This window comes from Mucilaginibacter gossypii, assembly GCF_900100945.1.
Taxonomy (GTDB): Bacteria; Bacteroidota; Bacteroidia; order Sphingobacteriales; family Sphingobacteriaceae; genus Mucilaginibacter; species Mucilaginibacter gossypii.
The window spans coordinates 120,510-146,087 of sequence record NZ_FNCG01000007.1; the positions used below are offsets into that span (position 1 = coordinate 120,510).

Consider the following 25,578-nt stretch of genomic DNA (forward strand, 5'->3'; position numbering starts at 1 on the left):
ACCGTGCCATTTACAAGAAATAAATTTAATCAGTAAGAAATTTCAATTAAAGTACTTGCGGTGTATTTTTTTCTAAACGAATGGGATGCCGGATCAGCCCTGCCCCCGCTCAAACTTTTCACCGAATTGGCCAGCGAGGCAACCACTGCCTGATAGCCTGCGCTTATCCATGCCATGGCGGCGGACGTCAGTATCGCCAGGATAAATATATCTCCGCCGGTACTAATCCTGCAGGTAGGCATAAAGTAATAAGCGATCTGTGCAAATATGACAAAGTCAACAACAATAAGTACCGTAAACGCCGGCTAAAAAGCTGCCTTATCCGATACGCGTACCCGTTGGTGACTTGGGTGACGAAAATCAATTCCTGGTGGGCATGAACCGATTACAGCGGCCGGAGTAAACCTTTTAGGAATAATAACCGCTTGTTGCCGAAACAATTAGGGCGCCCGATTGCTGTTATTGTGAACCCAAAACGAGTGACCAGCCGACAGCAAAAGTTTCTTTCTTTTTTTGGATTCCCAAAAACCAGCATTAGAAATTATGGAAACTATCGTCATTCAGGAAACCGACCAGGACGTTCTGGAAATTTTATATGCAGCACTCGAACTGGAAGGCTTTAATGTCTATGCCCTGCCCGGCTGCGAGCCGGATTACCTGCAGGTGATCGATAAAGCCCGGCCGCATGTGGTGATCCTGGACTTCCGCTTGAGCGGCGAGGAATGCAAAGCGCTTTGCCGCGAGATCAAGGCACGCTACCCGCACCTGCCTGTTGTAGCGATGAGCTGCAACAGCAATATCAACGAGGTCTATGACCGGCACGGCTTCGATGATTACCTGGAAAAGCCCTTTGACCTGGACAACCTGTACCGGGTGCTGCGCAAGCATATCCCAAAACAAGAACTACATAAATATAAGTTAACCTGATGGGACTGGAAAGATTCAAACCAGCACAGGAACAGGACTACGAGACGGCATTAGCCGAAAGTCAAAAACAGCCGCAAGCGGGGCCACTGGATAATGAAATGAATATTTACGCCATTGACCTTGGCAATAGCGCTGATGAAGCCTCTTGGTGGTTTTGCCGGCATTTGCTGGGCCGCGCATTCCACAGCAAGTAGACCCATCAGTAACATGAATGTATATAGTTTTTTCATATCCTACAAAGTTCATCCCTGTAGGCGAACCAATCAATGCACTTATTAGTACTTTTACTGGACATTTAGCCCTCTGACATAGGAGATGTAAAAAGCGATTTACTCATTAATGTATCTATCTATCACCTAAAATTTCTTCTTTTATGAAAAAATTCCTTCTACTTGGCTTCCTGACGCTGTCTTTTATTATTAAAAAATAATCGAATGCGCTAAGTCTTTTCTGGTATGCGCCGGTCAAACTTCTCTGGAATATTAAATATCAGTCCTATCTTTCTTTGCCATCTGTTTCTATTCGGCATCACCAACTTTTCATTCAGTTCAGCAGTACTTATCGAGGAATTTCAATTGCTTATCAATTCTACGCTGCCTCAAAAAGGCAATTGAAATATCCTTTATCAGTTTTTAGGTCGAATTCACAATGAGGCCAACAGGCATTTTCACCAACAAACGATATCCCGTCTCTGGTTAGTTAATAGAAGTTACTTTGAGGCTAAAAACATGACCAAATTTCTCGAATCAGAACACTCTATTTAGCCAATCTTTCGATCAATTATCGAAATAAGATGTAAAATTCAACTACTCAAACAGTAAGTGGCTTAAAATAAACTATTTACAACAGGAATAAACCTTGTATATCCAGTCACACTACGACGTATTGGATCTGTTATCAATTGACAACATACCCGACACGCAGAATAATTAACCCTCAAAAATTAAAAAGATGAACAGCGAACAATTAATTGAATTAACCCGCCAGCTAATTTATCATGCAACGCATTTTGATGTAGAATGCGTTGATAAAGCTTATGCCGACAAATTACTGATTGTAAAAGTTGATGAAAAAGGTATTGTTGACACCATGAACAAAGAGCAACTGATGGCCTTCATACAGGAAAACAAAGATTTGAATACAGAACCGCTATCTACCCAAACCGAATATCACTACGCAGTAGCCGATGGAAATATGGGCATGGTGGTAATAACGCGTGAACTTGTGTTTGATGGAAAATTGAACAGAAAATATTTTACTGTGATTTGGGAATATCTATCAGGCAGATGGCAGGTTGTTAAAGAATCGGCAGTGGTTCGTAATTAATCACAACCACATTTTACCTCATATTATCTTTCGTTTTCCGACCGCAATGGCCTGTAAAGGTCTTCATTATCAAACAACCAACAGCGTACCGCATTGCTGTTGGTTGTTTGCTTTATAAAACATACTTCCAATCTTAATCGGGCTCCCGGCTATTAAAAGCCTCCGTTTTAATTCAAATATCATTTCTTCAATTCCGGCATGCTTTTCTTAAGCTCTTATCCTTTCCTATCCATGCGCTGTATTTGGTGTAACACCAGCCCCTTCCACGAAATAAGGTGCAACTAAAGTACTTACAAAACCACAAACAACTAAAAACCAATAAATTAACAGATGGCACAACGCTTGCAAAAGCCAAATACCGCCGCGCCGGTGGTTCAGCATAGCAATTATAGATCTGAACCGGGCGATAAATGTGGCGCGAAACAGCTTAACTACTAAAAAATGAATCTCGAAAACTGGCTATTCGGATCGCACAGCGATCCTCAAAAAAAGAACGATCAATCAGAAGAAATGGCATCAGAAGATTACGATCCAAACGAAGAAAGCTTTGAGGAAGGAGGCGAATACATGGACGATTCTTTACGTATGGTTGAACAGCCGCTGCAGGATGAATAAGCGAGTTGATTATACATCCACATAAAATCGAATTAAAAACATTGAAGGAATGAACGAAGATCACAGGGGAACCATTTTTATCGTAGATATCAGCGGATATTCAAAGTTCGTCGCTGAAACCGAGAATGAGGCAGGCAGCCTAATTGTTTGCAGTCTGCTTGAATCAATTATCAACGCTAACCGGCTTTCATTCAATATTTCGGAAATTGAAGGTGATGCTATACTTTTTTACAGACATGGCCCGGCTTTCCCTGCTAAAGAAATTCTTTCACAATTTGAGCTTATGCTCGAGGCATTTAAAAACAGGCTCGAAACCTTTAAAGAAAGTTTTCCGCAAACCTGCAACCTTTCAATTAAACTGGTGGTGCATTACGGGGTTATCGGAAGATTTGCCGTGGGGAATTATTCCAAACTATTCGGTCAGGCTATTGTGGAAGCTCATCGGCTATTAAAAAACAGCATTGATACCCACACCTATGCACTGATTACTAAGGAATATTTTAACGAACAGGGACAAACCAGTTTTACCCCACCAGGCGGAGCCACCGAGGTTTGTGAGCTATATGATGTTGGCCGACTTTGCTACACCTATTTCCCCTACACTACCAGCCCGATCCCCTTATATCAACAAGATTTTAACCTTGGGCAAACGGGTACCTAAAACCATAAACTTAATTCAAGACAACTATCTATCGCTATGCACGCCGGAAAATCATATAAACTTCCAGAGTTCCTGGTTTGGACCAGACGAAAAATATACAAGCTCTTTATGCTTGGCCTTATACCTGTTATCCTTTACGAGGTGTTGGGGTTTAAATGGCTTGATATTCCATGGGCTATTATAGGATTGGTGGGTACAAGCGCCGCATTTATAGTTGGTTTTACTAACACGCAAACTTACCGGCGTACTGACGAAGGGCAACAAATGTGGACCAGTATATTCAGTCAAAGCCGGGCATGGGGACTGATCAGTCGTGATTTTTTTAATAACCCTGAAAAAAGCAAACTACTTATTTACCGCCATATAGCCTGGCTCACGGCTCTGCGGTATCAGTTAAGGGAAGAGCGCATTTGGGAAAGCGTTAGTAAAAAGCACAATGCCGAGTACCAACAATACTATACCGTACCCGAATGGAAAACGCCACTGGAGAGTGAACTCATAAATTATCTTCAGGACGATGATTTGAAGTACATCATCAATACTAATAATAAAGCCACCCAGATCATGGCCTTACAAAGCGTAACCATTAAACAATTGTATGAACAGGGCAAAATTGCCGTATTGCAGTTTGTGGAAATGGAACGTGCCATCCGCGATTTTTATACGCAGCAGGCTAAGGCCGAGCAGATCAAAAACTCGCCATATCCCCGCCAGTATGCCATTATCAATACCTTTTTTTGTTTGGCTGTTTTGCATCATCCTCCCTTTTGGCATGCTCAAGGATTTTGATCAGCTCAATAATGAGGTGCAAGGCATAATGAAAGGATATATGGTTTGGTTAGTGGTACCGTTCAGCACACTGATATCATGGATTTATACATCCCTTGAACAGGTTGGTGAAAGCACCGAAAACCCGTTTGAAGGTAGTGCTAATGACGTTCCCATTTCGCAAATGAGCCGGAGCATTGAAATTGAGTTGAGGGAGTTTTTGGGCGAAAAAGACTTGCCAATAGAATTACGGGCTCAAAATAACATTGTGATGTAAGCGATACCTGATTTAAAACTCCGAAACGTAATTAATGAACCTAAAATAAATTGAAGATGGAAACATTAAACATGGAAATTAAAAACACTGCACCTGTTTTAACTAATCTTTTACAGATTGTGGAAAGCGGTTTGCTTTCAGAAAACATTTATCTAACACTTACAGACGAAGGTTCAGAACAATCTCCATCCGGGTTAAGGATAAACAAACTGGGAGTTACCGAGGCACCACTCCCCGAAATTCTGAAGCTTTTGGGTATCCGCAGTATTACCTTAAATGCAAGCCATGATTTTACCGCGCTTTCAAAACTAACAGTAACATTACCACCTGCAGAGGTTGAACAATACTTGTGGACATTTTTTAGAGATGAAACCGTTATTGCCGAACTACGCTCATTATTTAGTAACTGCCGCACCATTGCTTTTGATGATTGGGCCGCCATAACGGGCGCATCAAACCTTTGGAATGGTTTATTGGCCGAGGTTATAAGGCCACTGGGCAAAAAAGATCTTGAATTTATCTTTTACCTGGGCGACCCTGGAAATAAACTTTCCTTCCAGGTAGATGAGGCAATTGATCTTATCAGCGAATTTTCGCACCACGGCCAGGTAACCTTCGCCCTTGATGCAAGCGAGGCGATGAAGTTATGGATGGTATTGAACGGCTTAAACCCCGATACGCCGTTAGAAGGACAAACCTCATCCGATCTTAACAAAAAATACTTCTCCATTTTTAGAACGATGGACGTTAGCCGCCTGCTGATATACTCAGCCGACAATGCTATATTATTCTCAAGCGATCAGCAATTTGTACTTAGCCGAAAAAAAGTTGAGCACCATATTGAAATAAGTGCAAACGCCAGGCAAGATTTTATTGCCGGCTTCAGCATTGGCTTGTTAAAGCACCTTGACATTGCTCAATGTATAGCACTCGGCCTTATTGTATTTGGCTGCTACGGCGAATTTAATTCACAACCCGATCAGCAAGATCTGTCGCTGTATATCCAAAACTGGATCAAAGACCTTGAAAAACCCGATAGCATACACCTTTACGAATAAATAACAATCTTAATTTAATTATCAATGGAACAAAGAATCGATCTATTTGCCAAAGGGGCAAACACCCTTAAATCGCTCTTTCAGGCTGGAGCTTACCTAAAACACTCAAAAATAGAAGCACCGCTTCAGGAGCTGATTTTTTTCAGGGTATCCCAAATAAATGGCTGCGCTTATTGCCTGGACATGCACTCAAAAGATGCCCGCGCACACGGCGAAACCGAGCAGCGTTTGTATGGCGTAAGCGCATGGCGCGAAACACTGTATTTCACAGATCGTGAGCGTGCAGCTTTAGGCTGGGCCGAGGCGGTAACCAAATGCGACATACCCGACAGCGTATACGAGCGGGTTAAGCCTCATTTCACCGAGGAAGAACTGATTGACCTTACCCTTGCTGTTACAACCATTAACACATGGAACAGGTTTAACCTTTCCTTTCCACAGGTTGCAGGAACTTACCAGGTAGGTCAGTTTGGCTGATCAATCTTTTGCATGGGCCGGGCTTTACCGGCCCATGCAAATTTTAACAAACAGCCAACACAACCATGACAATCACCGAGAATCTTGATATGGATAAGCGCCCCGCTTTTAACAATGAAAAACAACCACGGCAGTTAACGTTAGATGAACTGCTGGCAAACGCTCCCTTAGCAACGTTGCCGCTGGAATTTAAACCTATGAAACCGACCCTGGTTGATACTCCTTTTGACGATCCCGACTGGTTATTTGAAAACAAATGGGACGGCTACCGGGCAATTGCCGTTATCGATAAACATAACACCAAACTGCTTTCACGTAACGATGTTTCATTTGCCAAATACTACCCTATTATTAATGTGCTAAATACTTGGCCATGTAATGCAGTTATTGATGGTGAGATAGTAGTAATGGGTGACGATGGAAAAACCGATTTTGGAGCTTTGCAAAATTGGGAAAGTGAAAAAGGCAGTACACTGGTATACCAGGTATTTGATATCCTATGGTATGAAGGCCGGAACCTGATGGGTTTGCCATTAAAACAACGGCAGGCTATTTTACGCCATGTTATACCACAGGGCAACCATATCATACGCCAAAGCATACCTGTACCTGCTAATGGAACAGATCTGTTTGCAAATGCCGAAAAACATGGCTATGAAGGTATAGTTGCCAAACGCGCCAATAGCGTTTACACGCCCGATAAACGCTCAAAAGCCTGGTTAAAAATAAAAGTACAGCGCAGGCAGGAAGTAGTTATAGGTGGGTTTACTAAAAACAAAAGCACCATCAAGCCATTCAGCGCTTTACTATTAGGCGTTTATGAAAACGGTAAACTGCGGTTTGTTGGAAAAGTTGGAACCGGCTTTTCGATAGCTCAACAAACCAAAATGCTGCAAAACTTTGCACAATATATTACTGATACCAATCCTTTCTATATAGAAAACACGGGGCACATATTACCAATAAATAAAAAGGCACCGGGAGAAACAATTGTTTGGCTTAAACCTGAATTGATATGTGAAGTTAATTTTGCCGAGATCACTAAAGACGGACTTTTCAGGCAGGCATCATTTAAGGGGATGCGCATTGACAAACAGGCTATTGATGTAACTTTGGAAACACCTAAAAATACCACAGAAACAATTGCCGCCGAAGAAAGCAAAGAGGGCACTTCTTTATTATCTGGTCCGACACCAACAACCACCTTCATTCCGCGGGGCAATGATTGGGCAACAACTAATTTTAATGGGGTGGAATTGCAGTTTACTCATCTTAATAAAATTTACTGGCCGCAGGAAATGGTGACTAAACGCGATATGCTTAACTATTATATAGCTGTAGCAGAATATATGCTGCCCCACTTACGTAACAGGCCGATGTCATTAAATCGCTTTCCTGATGGTGTTGCCGGCCTGCATTTTTATCAGAAGGATGTGACAGGCAAGGCCCCAATCTGGGCTACCACATTTGGACACGACCCAGCCAAAGGCGAGCATCATAATTATATAGTGGGTACCGATATTTCGAGCCTGCTATGGATGGCCGGCCAAGGTTGTATTGAGATCAATCCATGGCTTAGCCGTGTTAACTCACCTGAAAGTCCGGATCATTGCGTAATTGATCTTGATCCTGATGGACACAATACTTTCGATCAGGTAATTGAAGCAGCCTTCGTTGTAAAAGGAATAGCCGATGCGCTTGGCATTCCTTCATTCCCAAAAACATCCGGATCAACAGGTATCCATATCTACATCCCGCTTGGAACGGGATATACTTACGAACAATCGCAGGTGCTTGCTAAACTCATAGTATCTGCCATTAACAACGAGTTATCCCATTTTACTACGCTTGAAAGAATGACGACAGCAAGGAATGGCAAAATGTATCTCGACTTTTTACAAAACCGGCCCGAGGCAACTATAGCCGGTGTGTATTCGCTCAGGCCCAAACCGGGTGCCACCGTTTCGATGCCGTTACATTGGGATGAAGTTAAACCCGGACTAAAAATGGGTGATTTCACCATTTTCAACGCCATCGACAGGCTAAAAGAAACCGGCGATCTTTTTAAAGACGTATTAAACAAGGGAATTGACCTGGTTAAAACAATTCAAAAGGCCGAAGCTCAATTTGGCAGCCGCTAATTATGGAAACCTCTTGAACAAGTATATATTAAAGGACAGCTTGCCATCCGCCGAAACGAAGATGACGGGTGCCAGCTTATCGGGGATGTTGTAATGGACATGCACTTTCCACCCGTTCGTGCATGAAATAAACCTACGCCGGCATAGCACAGCTGTGAAAACCGGTCAACAACGCGATAGGTCGGCGGGCGGTAACACCTTTAACGATGTTTGATTTATGAATCACTAATCCTTTTCATCAGTTCTGCAAATACCGTCACCGGCTGGGCACCGGTTATTGAATACTTTTCATTGAATAGAAAAAAGGGGATTTTGCCAATGCCTATACGTTGGGCCCGGTGTTCATCAGCCCTTACTTCAGCCGAATAGCTATCACTTTCCAAAAGTGGCTTCGCATCAATACCAATTTCAGAGGCCAGCGTGATCAATTGTTTTTTACTGCCGATATGTTTTCCCTCCTCAAAATAAGCTTTAAAAATCCGGTGATTCATTTCCACTTGTTTACCCTCATCTACAGCAAAATGAATTAGCCGGTGTGCATCAAAAGTATTTGTGCGGATCACTTTATCAAAATCGATGATCAATCCTGCTACGTGGCCAGCGGCTGCTATACTATCTATTGTTTGCTTTGCTCTTAGTGGAGATAATTTATATTGACGCGTTAAGGTGATATACTGTGTTTCATTATTATCAACCGCTATTTCCGGGTCAAGCTCAAAGCTACGGAGCACAACATTTGGCTGCTCACCGGCATGTAGCTTAATAGCGTTTTCTAAATGCTTTAAACCGATATAGCAATAAGGACATGCCACATCAAACCAAATTTCAATTTTCAATACTTTATGTTTAATCTAGATAACAACCAATATGACCGGATTGGACAAGATTTATAATATTTATTTCATACTTATAAATGCTATCTCCAATAATTGTCCATATTTAACTCTACCGACCTCATTTAAAACACCATATTTCGTGACTTCTACTGCCTGTCGTCGAAATGAAGTATAAAGCCCATTCACAAAACAAGATAAAATACTAACTAACAACACATTAAAGCATGGCACCTACATTGCCAAGTTCATGTTCAAATACAGCATTCTTGAGCATCGTAAAAGTGTTGTTTTATAAAATGAACCGATTATACCATGGAAAAAGATTTAAAAGGCAATACCTTAATTATTGATATCAGCTATTATATAAACTTTATTGAAGATATCGATACCGAGATACGCCCATGCATTATTGATAAACTATTAAGATCTATAATCAGGGCTAATCATTTATCCTTTCTGATATCAGAGATAGAAGACGATACCATACTCTTTTCTCGCTATGGGCCAGCCTTTCCGGTTCGGATAATTTGGGGACAACTGGAGGCAATTCTTGCCTCGTTTAGCTGCGAATTGGATTTGCTGAAATATTATGTGCCTGCAGCCCATCAGCCATCTGTTAATATAGTTATACACTATGGTAACCCTGGTAACTTTTCAAAAAAAGAGCGCTCGGAGTTGCGGGGAACTATTATAGCCGGTACTTATAGTTTGTTAAAAAATAAAACGGTACTGCATACGCATGCCTTAATTACAAATCAATACCTCGAGGCGCAAGTACAGGAAGCAATACCTACCGAAGGCCAGGTTTGTGAATTATACCATGCAAGTACTCCTCGCAATTTGTCGCTGCACATTGGCACCTTTTCAAAAACGGCATAAACCAACGGTAATTATTAATGCTAAATATTAAAATAATGCAAGCGTTTGAAATGGAAATTGTGAACTCGGCCCCGATATTATCAGCACTAGTTGAAACAATAACACAGGCGGGCAAATCAAAAGATAAATACCTGCTATGTGAAAAGCAAAGAAGAATGACGGATCCAAAATTTCACGAAACGCAAAAAAACTCATTAGGGATAAAGGAATTAACGTTACCAAACTTTTTTAAAAAATTAGGTATAAAAAGCCTGATGATGTGCAATGGTTACGATGTTTCTTCACTAACCAAATACGAGTTTATTGTTTTAGATGAAAATAAATGTGAAAACTTCTGGAATGATATAAAAAATGACCAGCTAATTGCCGATTTACTTCTTCTATTCAAAAAATGCAGCGCAATAACTTTTAACGATTGGACGGATCTGGTTGGCACATCGGGCTTGTTGACCGGACTATTTGACGATGTAATAAAACCACTTAATAAATCAAACCTTGATTTTATTTTTTACCTGGACGATCCCGGCAAAACACTTTTTTATCAGATTGATAACATCCATCAAATAGTTAACAAATTTGGCATTAAAGGCAAAGTTACTTTTGTACTTGACGAGTTTGAGGCGGTTAACCTCTGGATGGTGCTTAATGGTGAAATGCCTAATACAACATTCAGTATAAATACGCCTTATGGTTTAAAAAAGAAATGCTTTTCCATATTGCGAACTATGAGCATCAATCGCTTGCTCATCTATTCAGTAAATAGCGTGATCCTGTTTTCAGAAGAACAGCAATTTATATTTGCACGACGAGACTTTGATCAGATCGCTGAAATTGCCGCGGATGCACGGGATAAATTTATTACCGGCTTTAGTTTTGGTTTACTCAGCAAGCTTGATATTCAGCATTGCATAGCACTTGGCCTTATTATGCTTGGGGTACAAACCGAAATGAAGATCCCCGCTGGTACTGCAGAACTGCTTATGTATGTAGAGAAATGGCTTGCCGATCACGATCAAAATAATGATAAGTATTTGTACCAGTAAATACCGACTTTTGTTTAACCATCACATCAAACCCTAGAGGAAAAATCATGAAAGAATTTCTGTTTCTGTTTAGACGGGATTACAAAACAGCCGAAAACCAACCAGCTCCCGAGGAGTTAAAAGCACATTTAGAACATTGGCAAACCTGGTTTGACGAGCTTTCAGAAAAAGGCATACTTGCCAGGCCAACTCAACGCTGGGATGGAGTAGGAAAAGTTATTGAGCGTGGTAAAAGTGCTACCAATGGTCCATTTGCCGAAATTAAGGAATCAATCGGTGGCATGATCATCATTAGGGCACATGACTATGACGAAGCTGAAAAAATTGCGCAGGGCTGCCCTATTTTTGAACTTAATGGGTCGGTAGAGATCAGGATGGGATTATAAAACAAGTGAGGCCAAAGAAAATGGTTGTAAACATCGTGGGCATTTTATGAGTAAACCGGATTTAATCCCAAACCTGTTCCGCACCGAATATCAAAAAATAGTATCGGTGCTCATTTATCTATTCGGCATCGAATATATTGAAATAGCCGAAGATATTGTAAGCGACACCTTTCTTTCGGCAACCGAACTTTGGGCTACAAAGGGCATTCCTGAAAATCCAACCGGCTGGCTCTATACAGTTGCAAAAAACAAAACCCGTAACTATATCAAACGCCACAAGTTTTTTGAAGAAAAGCTTGTGGCCACTTTGAAAACTAATGAGACTATAAGCAAAGAAATTGAGATAGATCTGTCCGTCAAAAATATAGCCGACAGCCAATTGGCCATGATCTTTACTGTCTGCAATCCGGTTATATCCAGCGATTCGCAGGTGGCGCTCGCTTTAAACCTGCTTTGCGGCTTCGGAGTGCAGGAAATTGCCGATGCGTTTTTGACCAACAAAGAAGTGGTGTACAAACGAATAAATCGCGCCAAAGAAAAACTTAAAGAAGCCAAAATAACTATTGAACAGCCCTCGCTTAGCCAGATCACCGCCCGGCTTGATAATGTTTTGAAAACCCTTTATCTTCTATATTCCGAAGGATATTATTCTACCTCAAAAAATATCCCTTTGCGCAAGGAACTTTGTGAAGAGGCCATGCGACTCACTTTATTACTTGCCGGCAACAACGCAGCAAACACTCCCGAAGTTAACGCGCTAATGGCTTTAATGAGTTTTCACTCATCACGTTTTGATGCCCGGTTCAGCGACGCCGGCGATGCTATCCTATACCAGGATCAGGACGAAAATTTATGGAACCAGGAATTGATTGAAACGGGCTTGTATTTTTTAGACCGGTCATCACGCGGCGACCATCTGAGTAAATACCATTGCGAAGCCGGAATTGCCTATTGGCACACCCGCAAAGCCGATTCGCCCGATAAATGGGAGAATATCCTACGGCTGTATGACCAGCTACTGCTCATAGAATACTCCCCTACCGCTGCGCTTAACCGCCTTTTCGCACTATCAAAAGTAAAAGGAAAACGAAAGGCTATTGCAGAGGCAGAAAAACTAAACCTTACGGATAACGTTTTTTACTATTCGTTACTGGGAAACCTGTATACCAACGTTAATGATAGTAAAGCATTGAGCAATTACAAAGCTGCATTGAACCTTTCAGCCTCAAATGCCGACAAAGCTACGATTCAAAAAAATATTGAAGTTTTAAAAATAAAGATGGCTAATTAAGCCGGCGATTGCTTTCAAAATGTCTTTTGGTTATTAAAGAAATTGGCAAACCAACCAGTACCATGTGCCAGATAACGCTGATGACAACAGCACTTAATTCAAATGGTACCGGCTGAATTTTGCTGAATGGAATGATTACAAGGTTCATAAATAGCCAAATGGCATTCCCCAGTAAAAGCCCCGAAATAACAGGCCATTTTCTTAATGGACTTATTACAGGGTACAGGAAAAAATAAACTGCGGCGATAACGAACGCTATCATGAAATGCAGTAATGTGCCGATAATAACCGTGTTTGCACCTCCTGAAAATGCTTCCGCGCCATAAATCGCGCTTGCAATGTATTGCATAACCTGTGCAGGGTTCAGGCCCTGCTTAAAATAAAATACTACCGATGCTGCCACACTATCCAGGATACCGGCAATGATTCCCGCTGTTAATATTGTGCGCGCGGCACCTGTTTTTTGTTCGGTTCCTGACAGGATGTTTTGTCTCATATCCGTTTTAGTTGAATTGAAAACCTAACAACAACCGACATTTTATTTTTGGACAAAACGCAATACTTTTTTACGGCGAGTTTCTGTTCGAAATTCTTGGTTCAGATACAACGGAGAGAATATAGCTAAAAGGAGTTAGGCGTTATTTGGTGGCAGAAGTCACAGCCGGGCGGTATTTCGTTCGTGTGCTATACCCCTTATCCCATCAAAACACTTACCATTAAGCGTTTATCATAACTGGCATAGTTTTATACAAATCAATTTGGCTTTTAACCCTTCGGCAAAGTCATTTTAATTTATATGAAAGATACAAGTACCGAATATTTTGCAGATGATCTGATCATAGTAGGAGAAGGCATGGTGGATGCCGAACCTGTAACCGAACACGGATGGGAAACTACGCTCCTGCTTGATTTTGGTAACGCGATAGCTGCCGTACGGAGCAAAGAAGATCTTTTCGATACCGTAAAGCTGTTTCTGCGAAGATTAAATATACTGCGGGGATATGCCATCAGGATGATTAATGATGATGGCAAAACCATGAGCACCTACGTACATGACCGTACCGTTACCGCTCCCGATGATCCCCTGATATTGGAGGTGGCCAAAACGCGCTATCCTATTAAAGATGGCATACAGGATAGGGTGTTAAATAGCGACACACCCGTTTTTTTAATGGTTGATGAAGAGATTGCCCAGGGACGCGATGCCGGGTACCTGCATTTTTGGAAAAGCGTGGGCTTTGTAAAAGTAGCCGGAATGCCTTTACAAACTGCCTCCCGAAAATGGGGTATTTTGTGGCTGGCCATGCAAGAAATTAATGTTCCGCTTGTTGAAAGCCTTTGCTCGCTGATCTCAATTGCCATATCAAACATCAAAACCAACGAACAGATCCTCGTTCTTAAAGAAAAACTGGAACAAGAAAACCAATACCTTAACGAACAGCTTAGCAATAGCTATAGCGCCGAAATTGTAGGGCAACATCCCGCAATGCACCATGTATACAAACTCATATCGCGGGTAGCAGGCGCACCTTCATCGGTGTTGATACTTGGCGAAACCGGTACGGGAAAAGAACTTATAGCAAGGGCTATACATCAGGCCTCTCCCCGAAACAACAAATTAATGATCAAGATCAATTGCGCGGCGATGCCTGCAAACCTGATAGAGAGCGAACTTTTTGGACACGAAAAAGGGGCGTTTACGGGTGCCTTTGAACGCCGCATAGGTAAATTTGAGCAGGCAAACAACAGTACGCTGTTTTTGGATGAGATTGGTGAACTCCCTTTAGAGCTGCAGGTAAAACTACTAAGGGTTATCCAGGAACGCGAATTTGAGCGGATAGGCGGAAAAACCACCATTAAGGTTGATGTACGAATCATAGCTGCTACAAACAGAAACCTTGAAGATGAGGTAGAGGCCGGCAGGTTCCGTGCCGACCTTTATTACCGTTTAAATGTTTTTCCTATTCAGCTACCGGCGTTAAGGGAACGCAAAGAAGATCTGATTCCTTTGGCCAACTTTTTCATCAGCCGCTACAGCAGGCAAACCGGCATATCGGTAAAAGGCATGACTGCCGAAGTAGCCCGTGCCTTGCAAGGCTACGACTGGCCGGGCAATGTACGCGAATTGGAACACTTGATTGAACGCAGCATTTTGCTCACAAACGATAATACGCTAACAGCAGTTCATCTTCCCGGAATTAAAAATGAACCATCTGTACAGGACGACGCTCCGCCATTAACCATGGAAAGCAGGGAGCGCTATCACATAATTGGTACGTTAAAACGCTGCAGCGGAAAAATAGGCGGCGAAGGCGGAGCAGCCGAAATATTGGATATTCCATCAACCACGCTCCATTCAAAAATGAGAAGGCTGAAGATCACCAAAAAAGATTACAAGTAATATCCCCTTTTTGACGACGAACAGGTAAAAAGGAATCTTACTTAAGATAAAAAGCAAGAAAAAGGAGGCTAAATGCTAATGGAAAGTGAAGACGACCGGGACGAGATATTGCTTTTGTTAAAACGCGCACTGGCAAAAGTTAAAACGCAGGCGCAATTAATGATAACGATTGACAACATCCTAAAAAAACTGGTAAACTTTAGCCAGGCCACATTGCTATCATGCCAGGAAGATGAAGGTACTTACCGGATCTTTTTTATGGATAGGGCCTCTGGTGGCTCTACCGGATATTCAAGTTATAATGAGAGCATATCCCGTTCGTATTCGTTTTGCGATAATTTATCTGAATTGGTTTCAAATGCCGATACGGCGCGAATTTACGATATCCGCACTTTTAATTTAACAACAGCACCGCAATGGGTAAAATTGAATTACGCTTCCGGGGCACGTGAACTTCTTATAAAAAACCTTCCCGGTCCCGGAGATTCTAAGCACACACTTATCCTCTTTGCAGATAAATTAAACTCGCTTACTGATGCACATGTACAGTATGTAGAAATGATAGCAGTGCAACTGGGCGAAGCCATTAACAACATCGCTGTCCATGAAGCGGCATTATATAGAGAACGCGACAAAGCATCCCTGCTTAAATTCGCTATTGATCTGGCCTCGGTGAGAAAAAAGGAAGATCTGGAAGCTGCTATTTTTAATATTTTGGATCAACTTATGGGCATCAAGCTATCCATGATCAGGCTGATAGACGATGATAGAATTACTTTGGTTCCTTATTTATATGATAAAAATGCCGTTTTTAAAGATGACGAGCTTTTCAAAAAACTATTGGCCCAAAATATAACTATTGACGAACCTACTTCGGCCAGGGTACTGAATAGTGATGAGCCCGTTGTATTTAATATTGAAGCTGAGCAAAAGAATGGCAACAGCAGCCCGTATATAATGCTTTGGAAAAAAGCAGGTAAAAAACAGATGTACGGCGCACGCCTACGTATTGGAAATGAAAACATAGGAACACTTTGGCTTTTGGTAAACGAACTGAATACCGAATTAATGAGAGGGCTTTGCTCGCAAATATCGGTAGCGATATTTAATATCAAAGCCAACCAAAAGTTACTGGTCTATCAAAAGCAACTGGAAACAGAAAATGACCTTTTGAAAGAACAGATCAATACCGCCTACAATTTTTCGGAGATAATTGGCAGCGGTCCGCGAATGAAGAAAGTTTACGAGTTGATGTCGCGGGTGGCGGACTCAAATTCTACAGTGCTTATTTTAGGCGAAACTGGTACAGGCAAGGAATTGATTGCCCGCGGCATTCATAACGCTTCGCCACGGAAAAACAAATTGATGATAAAAGTAAACTGCGCCGCGCTTCCTCCCAATCTCATCGAGAGTGAGCTTTTTGGCCATGAAAAAGGATCATTTACCGGCGCATTTGAACAACGGACAGGCAAATTTGAACTGGCCAATAACAGCACTTTATTTTTGGATGAAATTGGCGAACTGCCGCTGGAGCTGCAGGTTAAATTACTCCGCGTTCTCCAGGAGCGCGAGTTTGAACGTGTGGGTGGAAAAAATACGATAAAGGTAAACGTGAGGATTATAGCGGCAACCAACCGCAACTTGGAAAATGAGGTGGCAACCGGTAAATTCCGATCCGATCTGTATTACCGGCTTAATGTATTTCCAATCAATTTACCATCCTTACGCGAACGAGCCGAAGATATACCCACATTGGCAAACTTCTTCCTCAATAAATATTGCGGTCTTTCAGGATGCAAAGTTAGCTCGATAGCGCCCAAAGTTTTGCAGCAATTGAAATCATATCTATGGCCGGGAAACGTGCGTGAACTTGAGCATATTATTGAAAGAAGCATTTTAATGGCCAGCGGCAACATATTACGGGAGGTACATTTGCCGAACACTAAACAAAACGATACTCAGGCAATTCCAAATTTCAATCAAACCATTGAGGAAATGGAACGAAGCCACATCATTAATATCCTGAAACAATGCGGGGGTAAAATTTCCGGAACAGGCGGCGCAGCTGGTGTCTTAGCTATTCAGCCAACCACCTTGCATTCTAAAATGCGAAAATTAAATATTACTAAAAGGGAATACCTGAACTACACACAGTAAGTACGATCCCCCCGATAGTAACAGGAATAAAAAAGGATCCTTTTATTAAAACAAAGGATCCTTTTATTTTGGGGGGCGATCGAAGATACAAAAGTAAAAAGGCCAGCCCGGCACCCTCAATCAACGCTAATGTTTTGGCACCGGGCAATAGCTGCCTTTTAATTATCATTAAATTATATCGCCATCTGCAAGCCTGCGGATAATAACCCGCTGTTTAAACCCGGCACTTTCAAGCGTTTTTTCAACTTCAGGAAACTCGGTGTAAGTTGGCGGGTTATCAAACTGTGCGTAATGGATTGGCACCAGGTATCCGGCTTTTAAAATTCGCGCTGCTGTAACCGCCTGTTCGGGGTTCATGGTTCCGCTCATATCGCTGATAAGGTCTTGTCCAGGTAATGAGCCAACAACGCCGTTTACCGGTAAAAACGCAGCATCAAACGGGCCAAAACGCTCTGCTATTGTCCACCAGTAACCATGCCAGTTGGTATCCCCTCCATGGAAGATCGTTTGCTCACCATCACTGATTACGTAAGATACCTGGTCTTCACCAACCCAATCTACCGCCGGTACCGGGGTAACTTTGAAATCACCTACGTAAAACGTATCGTAAAGCCTGGCAATCGATGCTCTTAACCCTATGTTGGCTGCGCTTTTACGCACAGCTTCCGGCCCCCAAAGCAGGCCCTTATCTGCCAGTAACTGCTTCAGCAACTTTTCGTCAAAATGATCTGCATGAATGTGCGTAATAAGTACATTGGCAGTCCCTGCCTTTGGGTACGGCACAGGAAGTGCCGGAAATTTGGCATCGCCAACAAATGGGGCAATCACATCGATATTCTGTAAAGGATCAATGTAAAGGGTAGTGTTGCCGCTTTCCAGTATCAAACCAGCCCAGGATAGTTTCGTAATTTTCATGTTTCAATAGATATTAAGATTCCGTAGTTTCAGATAATCATTTCAGCAAAAACAAAAGCAGGGATTAATCTTAATTGCCTTACTGTCAATACAAAGTTCCTGTAATCATTTACCTCAAACAATGGACAATGAGCCCCAAACGCTGGCATTTTGCGCCCTGAAATAAGGAGCCATAAAAAAGCCGCTCCCTAAGGAACGGCCATATCAGGAGGCCCTATGGCTCTGATTAGAAAACCAGGCGGCATTTAGTTTGAGTTACATGAACCTACCTCAACTTCTCCTGAAAATATCGTACCGAGTTAACTAACTGAGATACCACCGTCTACGGGCAGCACAACTCCGGTAACCCAACTGGAGCCAGAATCAATTAATAGCGCGGCATTAGCTACGATATCTTCAACGTCTCCTCTTTTTTGTAAAGGGATGGTTTTTGCTTCGCTTTGCTGAATAGCAAGGATAATATCAGCTGATAGACCGGCATTTTCTAAAACGGGGGTATCTGTAGGGCCGGGTGCAACACAATTTACACGAATGCCGAGTGGTGCCAGTTCCAGCGCCCATATTTTTGTAAGCATATTAAGGCCGCTTTTTGCCGAGCCGTAAGCGCTAAGCTGAGCGTAAGCTTTTATACCATGGCTACTGCTTACGTTAATAATTTGCCCTTTAGTGGCAGATAAAAACGGCACACAACCTGCAGCAAGCAAGCTGGGTGCGATCAGGTGAACCTGGTACATCTCCTCTAACTGGTCCCTGCTTATTTCGGGCAGGGGTGTAAGTGCTACGTGGCCTGCATTATTTACCAGCACATCAAGCCTGCCGTTCCATTCATCTTTTATAAAATCAATGATCATGTTCTCCTGGCCATTTTTCAGACTATCATATACTATGGTGTAAATACCGGGTAACTCTGCTGCCAGTTTCAATAGTTTAGCGTTGTTTCGCCCGGTTATCAATACCTGCCAGCCTTTGTTATAAAAATGTTTAGCAAGCCCCTCTCCTATGCCCGAAGAGCCTCCTGTTATTACAATGTTCTTTTGCATTTTTTTGGTATCTAAAATTTGTATTTGAATTATTTATTTAAGTTCTTTCCAATCAGGCTACTGCGTTAAACGATCCCTGGAAATGAAGCCTGAAAGTTTGCGGAGCCGTTTTAACCTGTTTACTAAAAAAACGAATGAAATAAGAAGGATCCTCATAACCAAGCTTATAACCAATTTCCTTTACCGAGAGATGCGTATAAACCAAAAGCCGCTTCGCTTCCAGTATGATCCGCCTCTTTATTATTTCATTGGGAGTATAGCTACTGTGTTTACAAACCCGCTTATTTAATGCTTTTGCGCTGATGTTTAGCATATTTGCATAAGACGCCACATCATGATGTTTAAAAAAATTGCGCTCGACCAACTGAATAAAAAACCTGCAAAAAACCGAATCCTGTTGAGCAGACAGATCAGTTGTGCCCTGTATGTGTTGACAAATACGCGTCGCCCTGATAATGATCTGTTTTAATAAAATGCGAACCATCTCTTCCAGGTTAATATCATTTTGAACGACCTCTTTTCTTATCTCATTAAAAATGGATAAGATGGTATCTGCATCCACAGTGCTCAGCGATATACTCTGTACCTTTTGAACTTTATCAAAAAGCAGTTCGTCGCAGGCTATTTCCTGGCCATACAGGCGTACTCCATAAAGATCCTGATCATAGTATATAATGCTGCCACTAAAATTTTCAGAAAGCCTGAGTATTTGCGCAGCGGTTACAAAAACCATCCCATCCTGCTGTACCTGAATATCTGTAAAATCGATACTCAATCTGCTTCCCTGTTTTACATACATTATCTTAATAAAATCTCTGAGCTGATCGATGAACTGGTCGGGCTGGTTTCGCCCATGAAAATCCAGTATCCCGAATCTTGTAAAGGCCTTTTGTTTGAGGTGTTCCATCGTAATAATCTGTACTGGCAACAGTGCCGCTCTGCATAATGGAATACAATCAATATACCACATATTAAATTATTGATTATCATAAGTATAAACAAATTCAACCTTTCACAGTACACCTAATACAGCGGATTAAAAAGCGCTTTAACGATATTGCGAGTAATTGTTATCAGGAAGCCTGCGACAAGTAATCTGTTTTAGAGATCTTCAGCTTTTTCATTTTAGCATGTAAGGTAGTTGAAGGTGTACCCAACACATCGGCAGCCCCGCCAGATCCCGCTATTTTCCCGCCGCATATTTTGAGTGTTTGGATGATATGCGCACGTTCAATTTCTTCGAGCGTTTGATTAACCGAAAGGTCTTTTCCAAAACGGGTTTTAGGCAGGTAGATCTCCCTCAGCGTACTGCCGTTGGTTAACAAAACACTTCGTTCCAGCAGGTGTTCAAGCTCCCTTACATTGCCCGGCCATGGGTAACTTTTCAGTTCCTGTATGACTTTGCCCGATATGGATGTTACCTTTATTCCGGTATTTTTACTGTGGCGGGCAAGAAAGTAATTGGCCAGCGGAGCTATATCTTCAATCCGTTTGCGCAAAGGCGGCAAGCTGATGGGAAAAACGTTAAGCCGGTAATAAAGATCAGCCCTGAACCGGCCTGCATTTACTTCCTCTTCAAGGTTACGGTTTGTCGCCGCTATAATCCGTACATCAACCTTAATGGTAGTTTTACCGCCGATCCGTTCAAATTCACGCTCCTGTATAACCCGCAACAGTTTTACCTGTAATTCTAAAGGCAACTCCCCTATTTCATCTAAAAATAAAGTGCTGTTATGCGCCTGTTCAAATTTGCCAATTCGCCGTTCAAACGCCCCTGTAAAAGCACCTCTTTCATGCCCGAAAAGCTCACTTTCAATCAAGTTGGCAGGGAGCGCGGCACAGTTAACTTTTACCATTAACTTATCTTTTCGCGGTGAGCCTTTATGAACTCCACGTGCAACTAATTCCTTGCCTGTTCCGGTTTCACCCATCAGCAATACAGTTGAATTTGTTTTGGCTACAATCGACATCAATTGATAAACCTGCTGCATTTCGGGGCCGCTACCAACAATTTCGGCAGAATTATAAATCGTGTTTATCTGTTCTTTCAAATGATCATTTTCAACCTCCAGCATGCTTTTGTAGGTAATAAGCTGCTCGTTAACCAATACATTTGAAATTGCGGTAGAGATCTGCGCGCAGATCCCTTTTAATATGGGCAGATTAACTACATCTGTTTCCATAAAAAGAATCCCGAGATCTTTACTTCCTGTCCGTAACGCTACACCAATCATTTTTCGCAACCCCATATCGCTCCAGGTACGAACGTATTGCGGAACCACGGGGCGCCTCATTTCCTGATCCGTAATGAAAAGAATTGGTTCGGCACTGCACAACACCTTATCCTGTATTCCATCCTTAATGTCAAACCTCGTAGCGATCATTTGCTTAAACCCAGGGTCATTTATAAAAGTGGCCGTGCTGTCATAAACATACGAACTGGTTGTAACCCCATCGTTATCGATCAGCCTGATGATATAGCCCTTTACCGAGCTCAGCTTTTTTACTGCTTTTTCAACAGCCACAGAAAAATCGTATTTGCTGCGCACGGCAGCTATATCATGACTAAAATTCAGCAGGAAAGATTTTTCTCTTTCCTTATTCACGATCTCTTCATTGGCTGCAATGTTGCTTGCCGCCGTAAATAGTTGACTGGAAATACGTTCAATAATGTTCAATGCAGCGGCATCAAATGTTCCCTTTTTGTCGGCAAATAAAATGAAGCTTAATTCGCGTTCGGCTTTACCGGGAAGCAGATTGATCACCATTTCACGGGCTCCGGCAGCATAATTTAGTTTAAACCAGAGCGGAGCTTTATCAAGATCAAATGAGGTCATATCAAGCACTACAGGTCCCTCACTACCTGATGCTGCAGTATAGACACCATCGTTAACCGGGTTTGATCTCATCAGTGCTTCGGGGTATTTCGGGAATTTTTGCGTGGGCGAATCCGGATCAGTTACGTACACCTGGTAGTTTTCGCCCGTCTCGTCCAGGATAGTCATTACATTATGTGTAAACTTTACAAGCTTTTTAAGCCCGGCATTTACAACGGTAAGTAAGTCTTTTCTGTGCCGTACCGTTGCCAGGTTATTGCTTATATCCAGTAAAACTTCATTTACCCACTCTTTAAATTCAATCTCTTCATTTATTTTAATGTTAGATACCGCGCTGGAAAGCTGGGAGCTGATCATTGATATAAAAGCCTTAAAATCGTCAGAAAAAGCGCCTATACGGTCTGAATACATCAAAACATGCCCGATAGTTTCCATTTTGCTTTTTAGCGGAACTATCATAGCTTCCTTTATCCCGCACTCGTAATTCACTTTTAAAAAGCCGGGAATATCAGGTTTATGTATAATATCATCCAATAAAAATGATACAGGCATATCAGAACCATGCGCCTGGCTTATAAACGGATCGTCGAGAAAAAAACGTGAGGCGAGTAATGACGGCAACTCGTCACGATGCTTGATCTGCAGCGCCTCCCTGTCAATTAAAAAAGGATAATAGGTTTGCTGCTGTTTATCTACCAGTGATACAACCGCGTGTGTAAAGTAAAACAGGCTCTTGAGCCTCGATGAAAAAACGGTAATTAAATCTATCTTGGTTCTTACCTGAGTGATATCATTGCTTAGCTCCAGCAATACTTCCTTTTCATTTTCATAACAACTAACATGCTTTTTGAGTACTTTGAGAAAATTCTTTTTGTCTGTCAACTGATTTTCGAAATCATCAATCACATTTAAAAATCCAGGCTTTTCCATCTTGCAAAATTGGGGTAAATAGGGCACCAAAGCAGATTTTACCGCCCCCCATGGTACAGGCCGGCAAAACCAACAATCATAAAAATGCAGTGGCGGGTTCAATTTAAAGTGATTTACCTCACAGCAACACCTTCACCCATTTGTAACGGGCGTAGGTTGAGCTCTTGCACTTCGGTATCCCTAAAACACACTTTTATCCTACCGCACTTCAAATCTCATCACACCGAACACATCCGCTGCTTACATTTACAGGTGATTGACAATCGACCTTTCAGAATTGGACATAACTTATAATATTTACCGAAACCGGGCTTAAAAAGCAACGCCCCCGGTTGTTCCGGAGGCGTTACTTTTGATAAAAATGACAGAAAGGGCTACTTAAGCGCCTTTTTAATTTCTGACGCTATCTGCAACATCGCGGCCCGGGTACCGGGCACATTGGCGATTGGGTTAAGTAAGCCAAAATCGTGGATCATGCCATTGTGCCGTACTGATGTTACGGGTACCCCAGCTTCATCCAGCTTGCGGGCGTAAGCTTCGCCTTCGTCACGCAGCACATCGTTTTCGGCTACTAAAATAAATGCCGGCGGCAGGCCTTTTAACTGTTCCGTTGTTGCCTGTAACGGTGACGCGTAGATCTGTTTGCGTTCATTAGCATCGGTGGTGTAGTTATCCCAAAACCATTGCATCATTTTTTTGGTGAGGAAACGTTGGGTGGCGAATTGATTGTAGGATCCGGTTTCAAAATTGGCATCTGTAACCGGCCACATCATCACCTGTAACTTAATTTGGGGGCCTTTTTTATCTTTTGCCATAAGGGCTACAGCCGCGGTCATGTTGCCGCCAACGCTGTTACCTACTACAGCCAGGCGCTTTCCATCTACACCTATTTCCAATCCATTGGCGGCAACCCATTTTAAGGCGGCGTACTCCTGGTTAATTGCGGTTGGAAAACGAGCTTCGGGTGATGGCGTATAGTTTACAAAAACCGCCGCCACGCCTGAGTTAACCACAAGGTCGCGTACCAAACGTTTGTGGGTAGGAAAATCACCCAATACCCAACCGCCTCCGTGGATAAAAATAAATACCGGCAATATCCCTTTGGCATTGGCAGGTTTAACTACATTCAAAACCAGGGGACCACCTTGGGCAGTAATTGTTTTTTGGGTTACCTCAATATCGGAATAATCGAACTTTACTGATTCCTGGGCACCTGTAAGTACAGCTCTTGCTTCGACAGGGCTAAGCTCTTCAATCGGTTTGCCCTTGCCTGCATTCAAAACATTTAAAAAAGCTTTGATATTACTTTCAATGTGCGGGTCCTGTGCCGGATCAATAGTTTGCGCGTCAACTTTACCGCAAACAACAACCGCGAAAAGGGCGGCTAAAATTGTAATTTTTGTCTTCATTTTTTTGAGTTAGTGTATGAGTTTAACACCACAAAATTACCTTGCCCGCTTAGGCCGCTCAATGCACATACGGCTAAAAGCAATGGACTTTTTTCCCATCAAAGGCGGCTAACCCACAAAAAAGCCCCATCGCTTCGTGCGATAGGGCAAACTGTTTTGTCAAGGTAGATAGGGTCAGCTTATTTTTTTTCGGCAGCAGCAATGATCACCTTAGCTACGGCATCCGGGTGCGATATAAAAATCACATGACTTCCTTTGATCTCGGTGGTGTGGGTATTTGAACGTTTGTACATATTCCGTTCAATCTCCGGGTTGATACTTTTATCTTCGGTTGCTACAATGCCATAAGCCGGTTTGGTTCTCCAGGCTGCATCAGCAACAGCGGTTTCAAAGCTTCCGCCAAAAATAGGCTCTTGCGAGGCAAACATAAAGTCGGTTTCGGCCTGGCTTAAATCGCCTGCAAAACCTCCATGAAATTTTGCTTTGTCATAATATACAAAACCATTTTCGTCCGGAGGCAAAATGCCGTATTCGGGCAAAGTTGGCGCAGTGGCAGCCCATTGTAAAGTATTTTCACCTTTATCGGGCTGATATGCGGCAACATAAACAAGACCGGCAACTTTTGGGTGCATTCCGGCTTCAGTGATCACTACACCTCCCCATGAGTGGCCAACTAAAATAACAGGGCCGTCCTGCTTGTCAAGGATGCGTGTAGTTGCATCCACATCATCCTTAAGTGAAGTTAGCGGAATTTGTACAGCTGTTACATGATAACCTTTTTTTGTAAGAATCTCAAAAACGCCTTTCCAGCCAGAACCATCTGCAAAAGCACCGTGTACAAGTACGATGTTTTTGATCTTATCCTGCGCGTTTGACAATACTGGCGCCAGCAGTAAACAGCTTAACACGAATGCCGTAATAAACCTCCGGCCCATACTTAATGTTGATTTGTTTGATTGTTCCATTTTCATAGTTAATTTTTTTGACAAAGGTATTTTACCTTCAAAAGCTCATCAATGGACAAAGGGGTGCTACTAATGGACATTTTTCCCTATAGAGACACATAATGCGTCTGCCGCAAGAAAGCCGCTTAGCAAGACAGGAATTTGCACGTTATTTGCATATGTAAATTGCATGTGGGAGATGCAAAAATGCGTCTCTACGGTTCAAAAAAATATTTTAAAACAGCGTTTCAAAAAATAAC

25 protein-coding genes are annotated in these 25,578 nt (G+C 42.3%); 16 read left to right on the forward strand and 9 right to left on the reverse strand.

The features are described from left to right. Positions 1-29: 29 nt before the first annotated feature. On the reverse strand, positions 30-242 hold the full coding sequence (locus BLS28_RS15000; protein WP_091168670.1) for a hypothetical protein: 213 nt from the start codon (positions 240-242) through the stop codon (positions 30-32). 301 nt (positions 243-543) lie between these two features. On the opposite strand from BLS28_RS15000, the gene BLS28_RS15005 reads away from it, so the two are divergent. The 10 genes from BLS28_RS15005 to ligD all read left to right on the forward strand — a co-directional run bounded on the left by BLS28_RS15005 (position 544) and on the right by ligD (position 8,250). After that, complete coding sequence (locus BLS28_RS15005) at positions 544-927, forward strand: response regulator (protein WP_091168672.1); 384 nt, start codon at positions 544-546, stop codon at positions 925-927. After that, positions 927-1,121 carry a hypothetical protein gene (locus BLS28_RS15010; RefSeq protein WP_091168677.1) on the forward strand — a complete coding sequence of 65 codons (195 nt, stop codon included), beginning with the start codon at positions 927-929 and terminating at the stop codon, positions 1,119-1,121. Before BLS28_RS15005 ends, BLS28_RS15010 begins: the two co-directional genes overlap by 1 nt. Positions 1,122-1,878: 757 nt before the next feature. After that, on the forward strand, positions 1,879-2,253 hold the full coding sequence (locus tag BLS28_RS15015; protein WP_091168681.1) for a hypothetical protein: 375 nt from the start codon (positions 1,879-1,881) through the stop codon (positions 2,251-2,253). A 441-nt stretch (positions 2,254-2,694) separates the two neighbouring features. Further along, positions 2,695-2,868, forward strand: a complete 174-nt coding sequence (locus BLS28_RS30850; RefSeq protein WP_176844473.1) for a hypothetical protein — start codon at positions 2,695-2,697, stop codon at positions 2,866-2,868. 49 nt (positions 2,869-2,917) lie between these two features. Further along, positions 2,918-3,529, forward strand: a complete 612-nt coding sequence (locus tag BLS28_RS15020; RefSeq protein WP_091168683.1) for a DUF2652 domain-containing protein — start codon at positions 2,918-2,920, stop codon at positions 3,527-3,529. A 108-nt stretch (positions 3,530-3,637) separates the two neighbouring features. Next, positions 3,638-4,318, forward strand: a complete 681-nt coding sequence (locus tag BLS28_RS15025) for a bestrophin family protein (RefSeq protein ID WP_218134426.1) — start codon at positions 3,638-3,640, stop codon at positions 4,316-4,318. After that, positions 4,245-4,574, forward strand: coding sequence for a bestrophin family protein (locus BLS28_RS31200; RefSeq protein ID WP_218134427.1), 330 nt, complete (start codon positions 4,245-4,247; stop codon positions 4,572-4,574). The genes BLS28_RS15025 and BLS28_RS31200 overlap by 74 nt, the downstream gene beginning before the upstream one ends. 56 nt (positions 4,575-4,630) lie before the next feature. Further along, positions 4,631-5,632 (forward strand): hypothetical protein, encoded by a 1,002-nt coding sequence (locus BLS28_RS15030; protein ID WP_091168687.1) that lies wholly within the window; start codon positions 4,631-4,633, stop codon positions 5,630-5,632. A 24-nt stretch (positions 5,633-5,656) separates the two neighbouring features. After that, positions 5,657-6,109: a carboxymuconolactone decarboxylase family protein gene (locus BLS28_RS15035; RefSeq protein ID WP_091168691.1), complete on the forward strand. Its 453-nt coding sequence runs from the start codon at positions 5,657-5,659 to the stop codon at positions 6,107-6,109. A gap of 65 nt (positions 6,110-6,174) precedes the next feature. Beyond that, positions 6,175-8,250, forward strand: a complete 2,076-nt coding sequence (gene ligD / locus BLS28_RS15040; RefSeq protein ID WP_091168694.1) for a DNA ligase D — start codon at positions 6,175-6,177, stop codon at positions 8,248-8,250. Positions 8,251-8,465: 215 nt separating this feature from the next. Here the strand turns inward: ligD and BLS28_RS15045 are convergent, their stop codons facing one another. Next, positions 8,466-9,086, reverse strand: coding sequence for a DsbA family oxidoreductase (locus BLS28_RS15045; protein ID WP_176844474.1), 621 nt, complete (start codon positions 9,084-9,086; stop codon positions 8,466-8,468). Positions 9,087-9,398: 312 nt separating this feature from the next. Between BLS28_RS15045 and BLS28_RS15050 the strand changes: the two genes are divergently transcribed. Genes BLS28_RS15050 through BLS28_RS15065 form a run of 4 tightly spaced genes read left to right on the forward strand, consistent with a single transcriptional unit; the run spans position 9,399 to position 12,685 of the window. Further along, positions 9,399-9,965 (forward strand): DUF2652 domain-containing protein, encoded by a 567-nt coding sequence (locus tag BLS28_RS15050; protein ID WP_091168699.1) that lies wholly within the window; start codon positions 9,399-9,401, stop codon positions 9,963-9,965. A gap of 35 nt (positions 9,966-10,000) precedes the next feature. Then, on the forward strand, positions 10,001-11,008 hold the full coding sequence (locus BLS28_RS15055) for a hypothetical protein (protein ID WP_143020774.1): 1,008 nt from the start codon (positions 10,001-10,003) through the stop codon (positions 11,006-11,008). A gap of 47 nt (positions 11,009-11,055) precedes the next feature. Continuing rightward, positions 11,056-11,394, forward strand: coding sequence for a YciI family protein (locus BLS28_RS15060; RefSeq protein WP_091168704.1), 339 nt, complete (start codon positions 11,056-11,058; stop codon positions 11,392-11,394). A 46-nt stretch (positions 11,395-11,440) separates the two neighbouring features. Further along, entirely contained in the window at positions 11,441-12,685 is a 1,245-nt protein-coding gene (locus BLS28_RS15065; protein WP_091168707.1) for an RNA polymerase sigma factor, read from the forward strand. Here the strand turns inward: BLS28_RS15065 and BLS28_RS15070 are convergent. Further along, the gene (locus tag BLS28_RS15070) at positions 12,678-13,181 is read right to left on the reverse strand and encodes a hypothetical protein (protein ID WP_091168710.1); all 504 of its coding nucleotides are present in this window, start codon (positions 13,179-13,181) and stop codon (positions 12,678-12,680) included. The two genes, BLS28_RS15065 and BLS28_RS15070, sit on opposite strands and share 8 nt — an antisense overlap. Before the next feature lie 300 nt (positions 13,182-13,481). Between BLS28_RS15070 and BLS28_RS15075 the strand changes: the two genes are divergently transcribed. Continuing rightward, entirely contained in the window at positions 13,482-15,086 is a 1,605-nt protein-coding gene (locus BLS28_RS15075; RefSeq protein WP_218134428.1) for a sigma-54 interaction domain-containing protein, read from the forward strand. Positions 15,087-15,164: 78 nt separating this feature from the next. Then, positions 15,165-17,243: a sigma-54-dependent Fis family transcriptional regulator gene (locus BLS28_RS15080; RefSeq protein WP_256337442.1), complete on the forward strand. Its 2,079-nt coding sequence runs from the start codon at positions 15,165-15,167 to the stop codon at positions 17,241-17,243. Positions 17,244-17,411: 168 nt separating this feature from the next. Here BLS28_RS15080 and BLS28_RS15085 read toward each other — a convergent pair whose 3' ends face one another. The 6 genes from BLS28_RS15085 to BLS28_RS15110 all read right to left on the reverse strand — a co-directional run bounded on the left by BLS28_RS15085 (position 17,412) and on the right by BLS28_RS15110 (position 25,345). Then, positions 17,412-18,158 (reverse strand): MBL fold metallo-hydrolase, encoded by a 747-nt coding sequence (locus tag BLS28_RS15085; protein WP_091168714.1) that lies wholly within the window; start codon positions 18,156-18,158, stop codon positions 17,412-17,414. Between the two features lie 299 nt (positions 18,159-18,457). Then, positions 18,458-19,198 carry an SDR family NAD(P)-dependent oxidoreductase gene (locus BLS28_RS15090; RefSeq protein ID WP_091168716.1) on the reverse strand — a complete coding sequence of 247 codons (741 nt, stop codon included), beginning with the start codon at positions 19,196-19,198 and terminating at the stop codon, positions 18,458-18,460. 52 nt (positions 19,199-19,250) lie between these two features. Then, positions 19,251-20,105 carry a helix-turn-helix domain-containing protein gene (locus BLS28_RS15095; RefSeq protein ID WP_176844475.1) on the reverse strand — a complete coding sequence of 285 codons (855 nt, stop codon included), beginning with the start codon at positions 20,103-20,105 and terminating at the stop codon, positions 19,251-19,253. A 166-nt stretch (positions 20,106-20,271) separates the two neighbouring features. Then, complete coding sequence (locus tag BLS28_RS31205) at positions 20,272-22,965, reverse strand: sigma-54-dependent Fis family transcriptional regulator (RefSeq protein WP_218134429.1); 2,694 nt, start codon at positions 22,963-22,965, stop codon at positions 20,272-20,274. A gap of 374 nt (positions 22,966-23,339) precedes the next feature. Then, positions 23,340-24,374, reverse strand: coding sequence for an alpha/beta hydrolase (locus tag BLS28_RS15105; protein ID WP_091168722.1), 1,035 nt, complete (start codon positions 24,372-24,374; stop codon positions 23,340-23,342). 179 nt (positions 24,375-24,553) lie between these two features. After that, entirely contained in the window at positions 24,554-25,345 is a 792-nt protein-coding gene (locus BLS28_RS15110; RefSeq protein ID WP_091168724.1) for an alpha/beta hydrolase, read from the reverse strand. Positions 25,346-25,578: the final 233 nt, after the last annotated feature.

What these genes read in the sequence shown, in the direction of transcription:
- BLS28_RS15055 (WP_143020774.1), top strand. Translation starts at nt 10,001, where the DNA reads ATGCAAGCGTTTGAAATGGAAATTGTGAACTCGGCCCCGATATTATCA.
- BLS28_RS15110 (WP_091168724.1), bottom strand. Translation starts at nt 25,345, where the DNA reads ATGAAAATGGAACAATCAAACAAATCAACATTAAGTATGGGCCGGAGG.
- BLS28_RS31200 (WP_218134427.1), top strand. Translation starts at nt 4,245, where the DNA reads ATGCCATTATCAATACCTTTTTTTGTTTGGCTGTTTTGCATCATCCTC.
- BLS28_RS15020 (WP_091168683.1), top strand. Translation starts at nt 2,918, where the DNA reads ATGAACGAAGATCACAGGGGAACCATTTTTATCGTAGATATCAGCGGA.
- BLS28_RS15035 (WP_091168691.1), top strand. Translation starts at nt 5,657, where the DNA reads ATGGAACAAAGAATCGATCTATTTGCCAAAGGGGCAAACACCCTTAAA.
- BLS28_RS15000 (WP_091168670.1), bottom strand. Translation starts at nt 242, where the DNA reads ATGCCTACCTGCAGGATTAGTACCGGCGGAGATATATTTATCCTGGCG.
- BLS28_RS15030 (WP_091168687.1), top strand. Translation starts at nt 4,631, where the DNA reads ATGGAAACATTAAACATGGAAATTAAAAACACTGCACCTGTTTTAACT.
- BLS28_RS15015 (WP_091168681.1), top strand. Translation starts at nt 1,879, where the DNA reads ATGAACAGCGAACAATTAATTGAATTAACCCGCCAGCTAATTTATCAT.
- BLS28_RS15050 (WP_091168699.1), top strand. Translation starts at nt 9,399, where the DNA reads ATGGAAAAAGATTTAAAAGGCAATACCTTAATTATTGATATCAGCTAT.
- BLS28_RS31205 (WP_218134429.1), bottom strand. Translation starts at nt 22,965, where the DNA reads ATGGAAAAGCCTGGATTTTTAAATGTGATTGATGATTTCGAAAATCAG.
- ligD (WP_091168694.1), top strand. Translation starts at nt 6,175, where the DNA reads ATGACAATCACCGAGAATCTTGATATGGATAAGCGCCCCGCTTTTAAC.
- BLS28_RS15095 (WP_176844475.1), bottom strand. Translation starts at nt 20,105, where the DNA reads ATGGAACACCTCAAACAAAAGGCCTTTACAAGATTCGGGATACTGGAT.
- BLS28_RS30850 (WP_176844473.1), top strand. Translation starts at nt 2,695, where the DNA reads ATGAATCTCGAAAACTGGCTATTCGGATCGCACAGCGATCCTCAAAAA.
- BLS28_RS15025 (WP_218134426.1), top strand. Translation starts at nt 3,638, where the DNA reads ATGCTTGGCCTTATACCTGTTATCCTTTACGAGGTGTTGGGGTTTAAA.
- BLS28_RS15075 (WP_218134428.1), top strand. Translation starts at nt 13,482, where the DNA reads ATGAAAGATACAAGTACCGAATATTTTGCAGATGATCTGATCATAGTA.
- BLS28_RS15090 (WP_091168716.1), bottom strand. Translation starts at nt 19,198, where the DNA reads ATGCAAAAGAACATTGTAATAACAGGAGGCTCTTCGGGCATAGGAGAG.
- BLS28_RS15080 (WP_256337442.1), top strand. Translation starts at nt 15,165, where the DNA reads ATGGAAAGTGAAGACGACCGGGACGAGATATTGCTTTTGTTAAAACGC.
- BLS28_RS15065 (WP_091168707.1), top strand. Translation starts at nt 11,441, where the DNA reads ATGAGTAAACCGGATTTAATCCCAAACCTGTTCCGCACCGAATATCAA.
- BLS28_RS15085 (WP_091168714.1), bottom strand. Translation starts at nt 18,158, where the DNA reads ATGAAAATTACGAAACTATCCTGGGCTGGTTTGATACTGGAAAGCGGC.
- BLS28_RS15060 (WP_091168704.1), top strand. Translation starts at nt 11,056, where the DNA reads ATGAAAGAATTTCTGTTTCTGTTTAGACGGGATTACAAAACAGCCGAA.
- BLS28_RS15010 (WP_091168677.1), top strand. Translation starts at nt 927, where the DNA reads ATGGGACTGGAAAGATTCAAACCAGCACAGGAACAGGACTACGAGACG.
- BLS28_RS15070 (WP_091168710.1), bottom strand. Translation starts at nt 13,181, where the DNA reads ATGAGACAAAACATCCTGTCAGGAACCGAACAAAAAACAGGTGCCGCG.
- BLS28_RS15105 (WP_091168722.1), bottom strand. Translation starts at nt 24,374, where the DNA reads ATGAAGACAAAAATTACAATTTTAGCCGCCCTTTTCGCGGTTGTTGTT.
- BLS28_RS15005 (WP_091168672.1), top strand. Translation starts at nt 544, where the DNA reads ATGGAAACTATCGTCATTCAGGAAACCGACCAGGACGTTCTGGAAATT.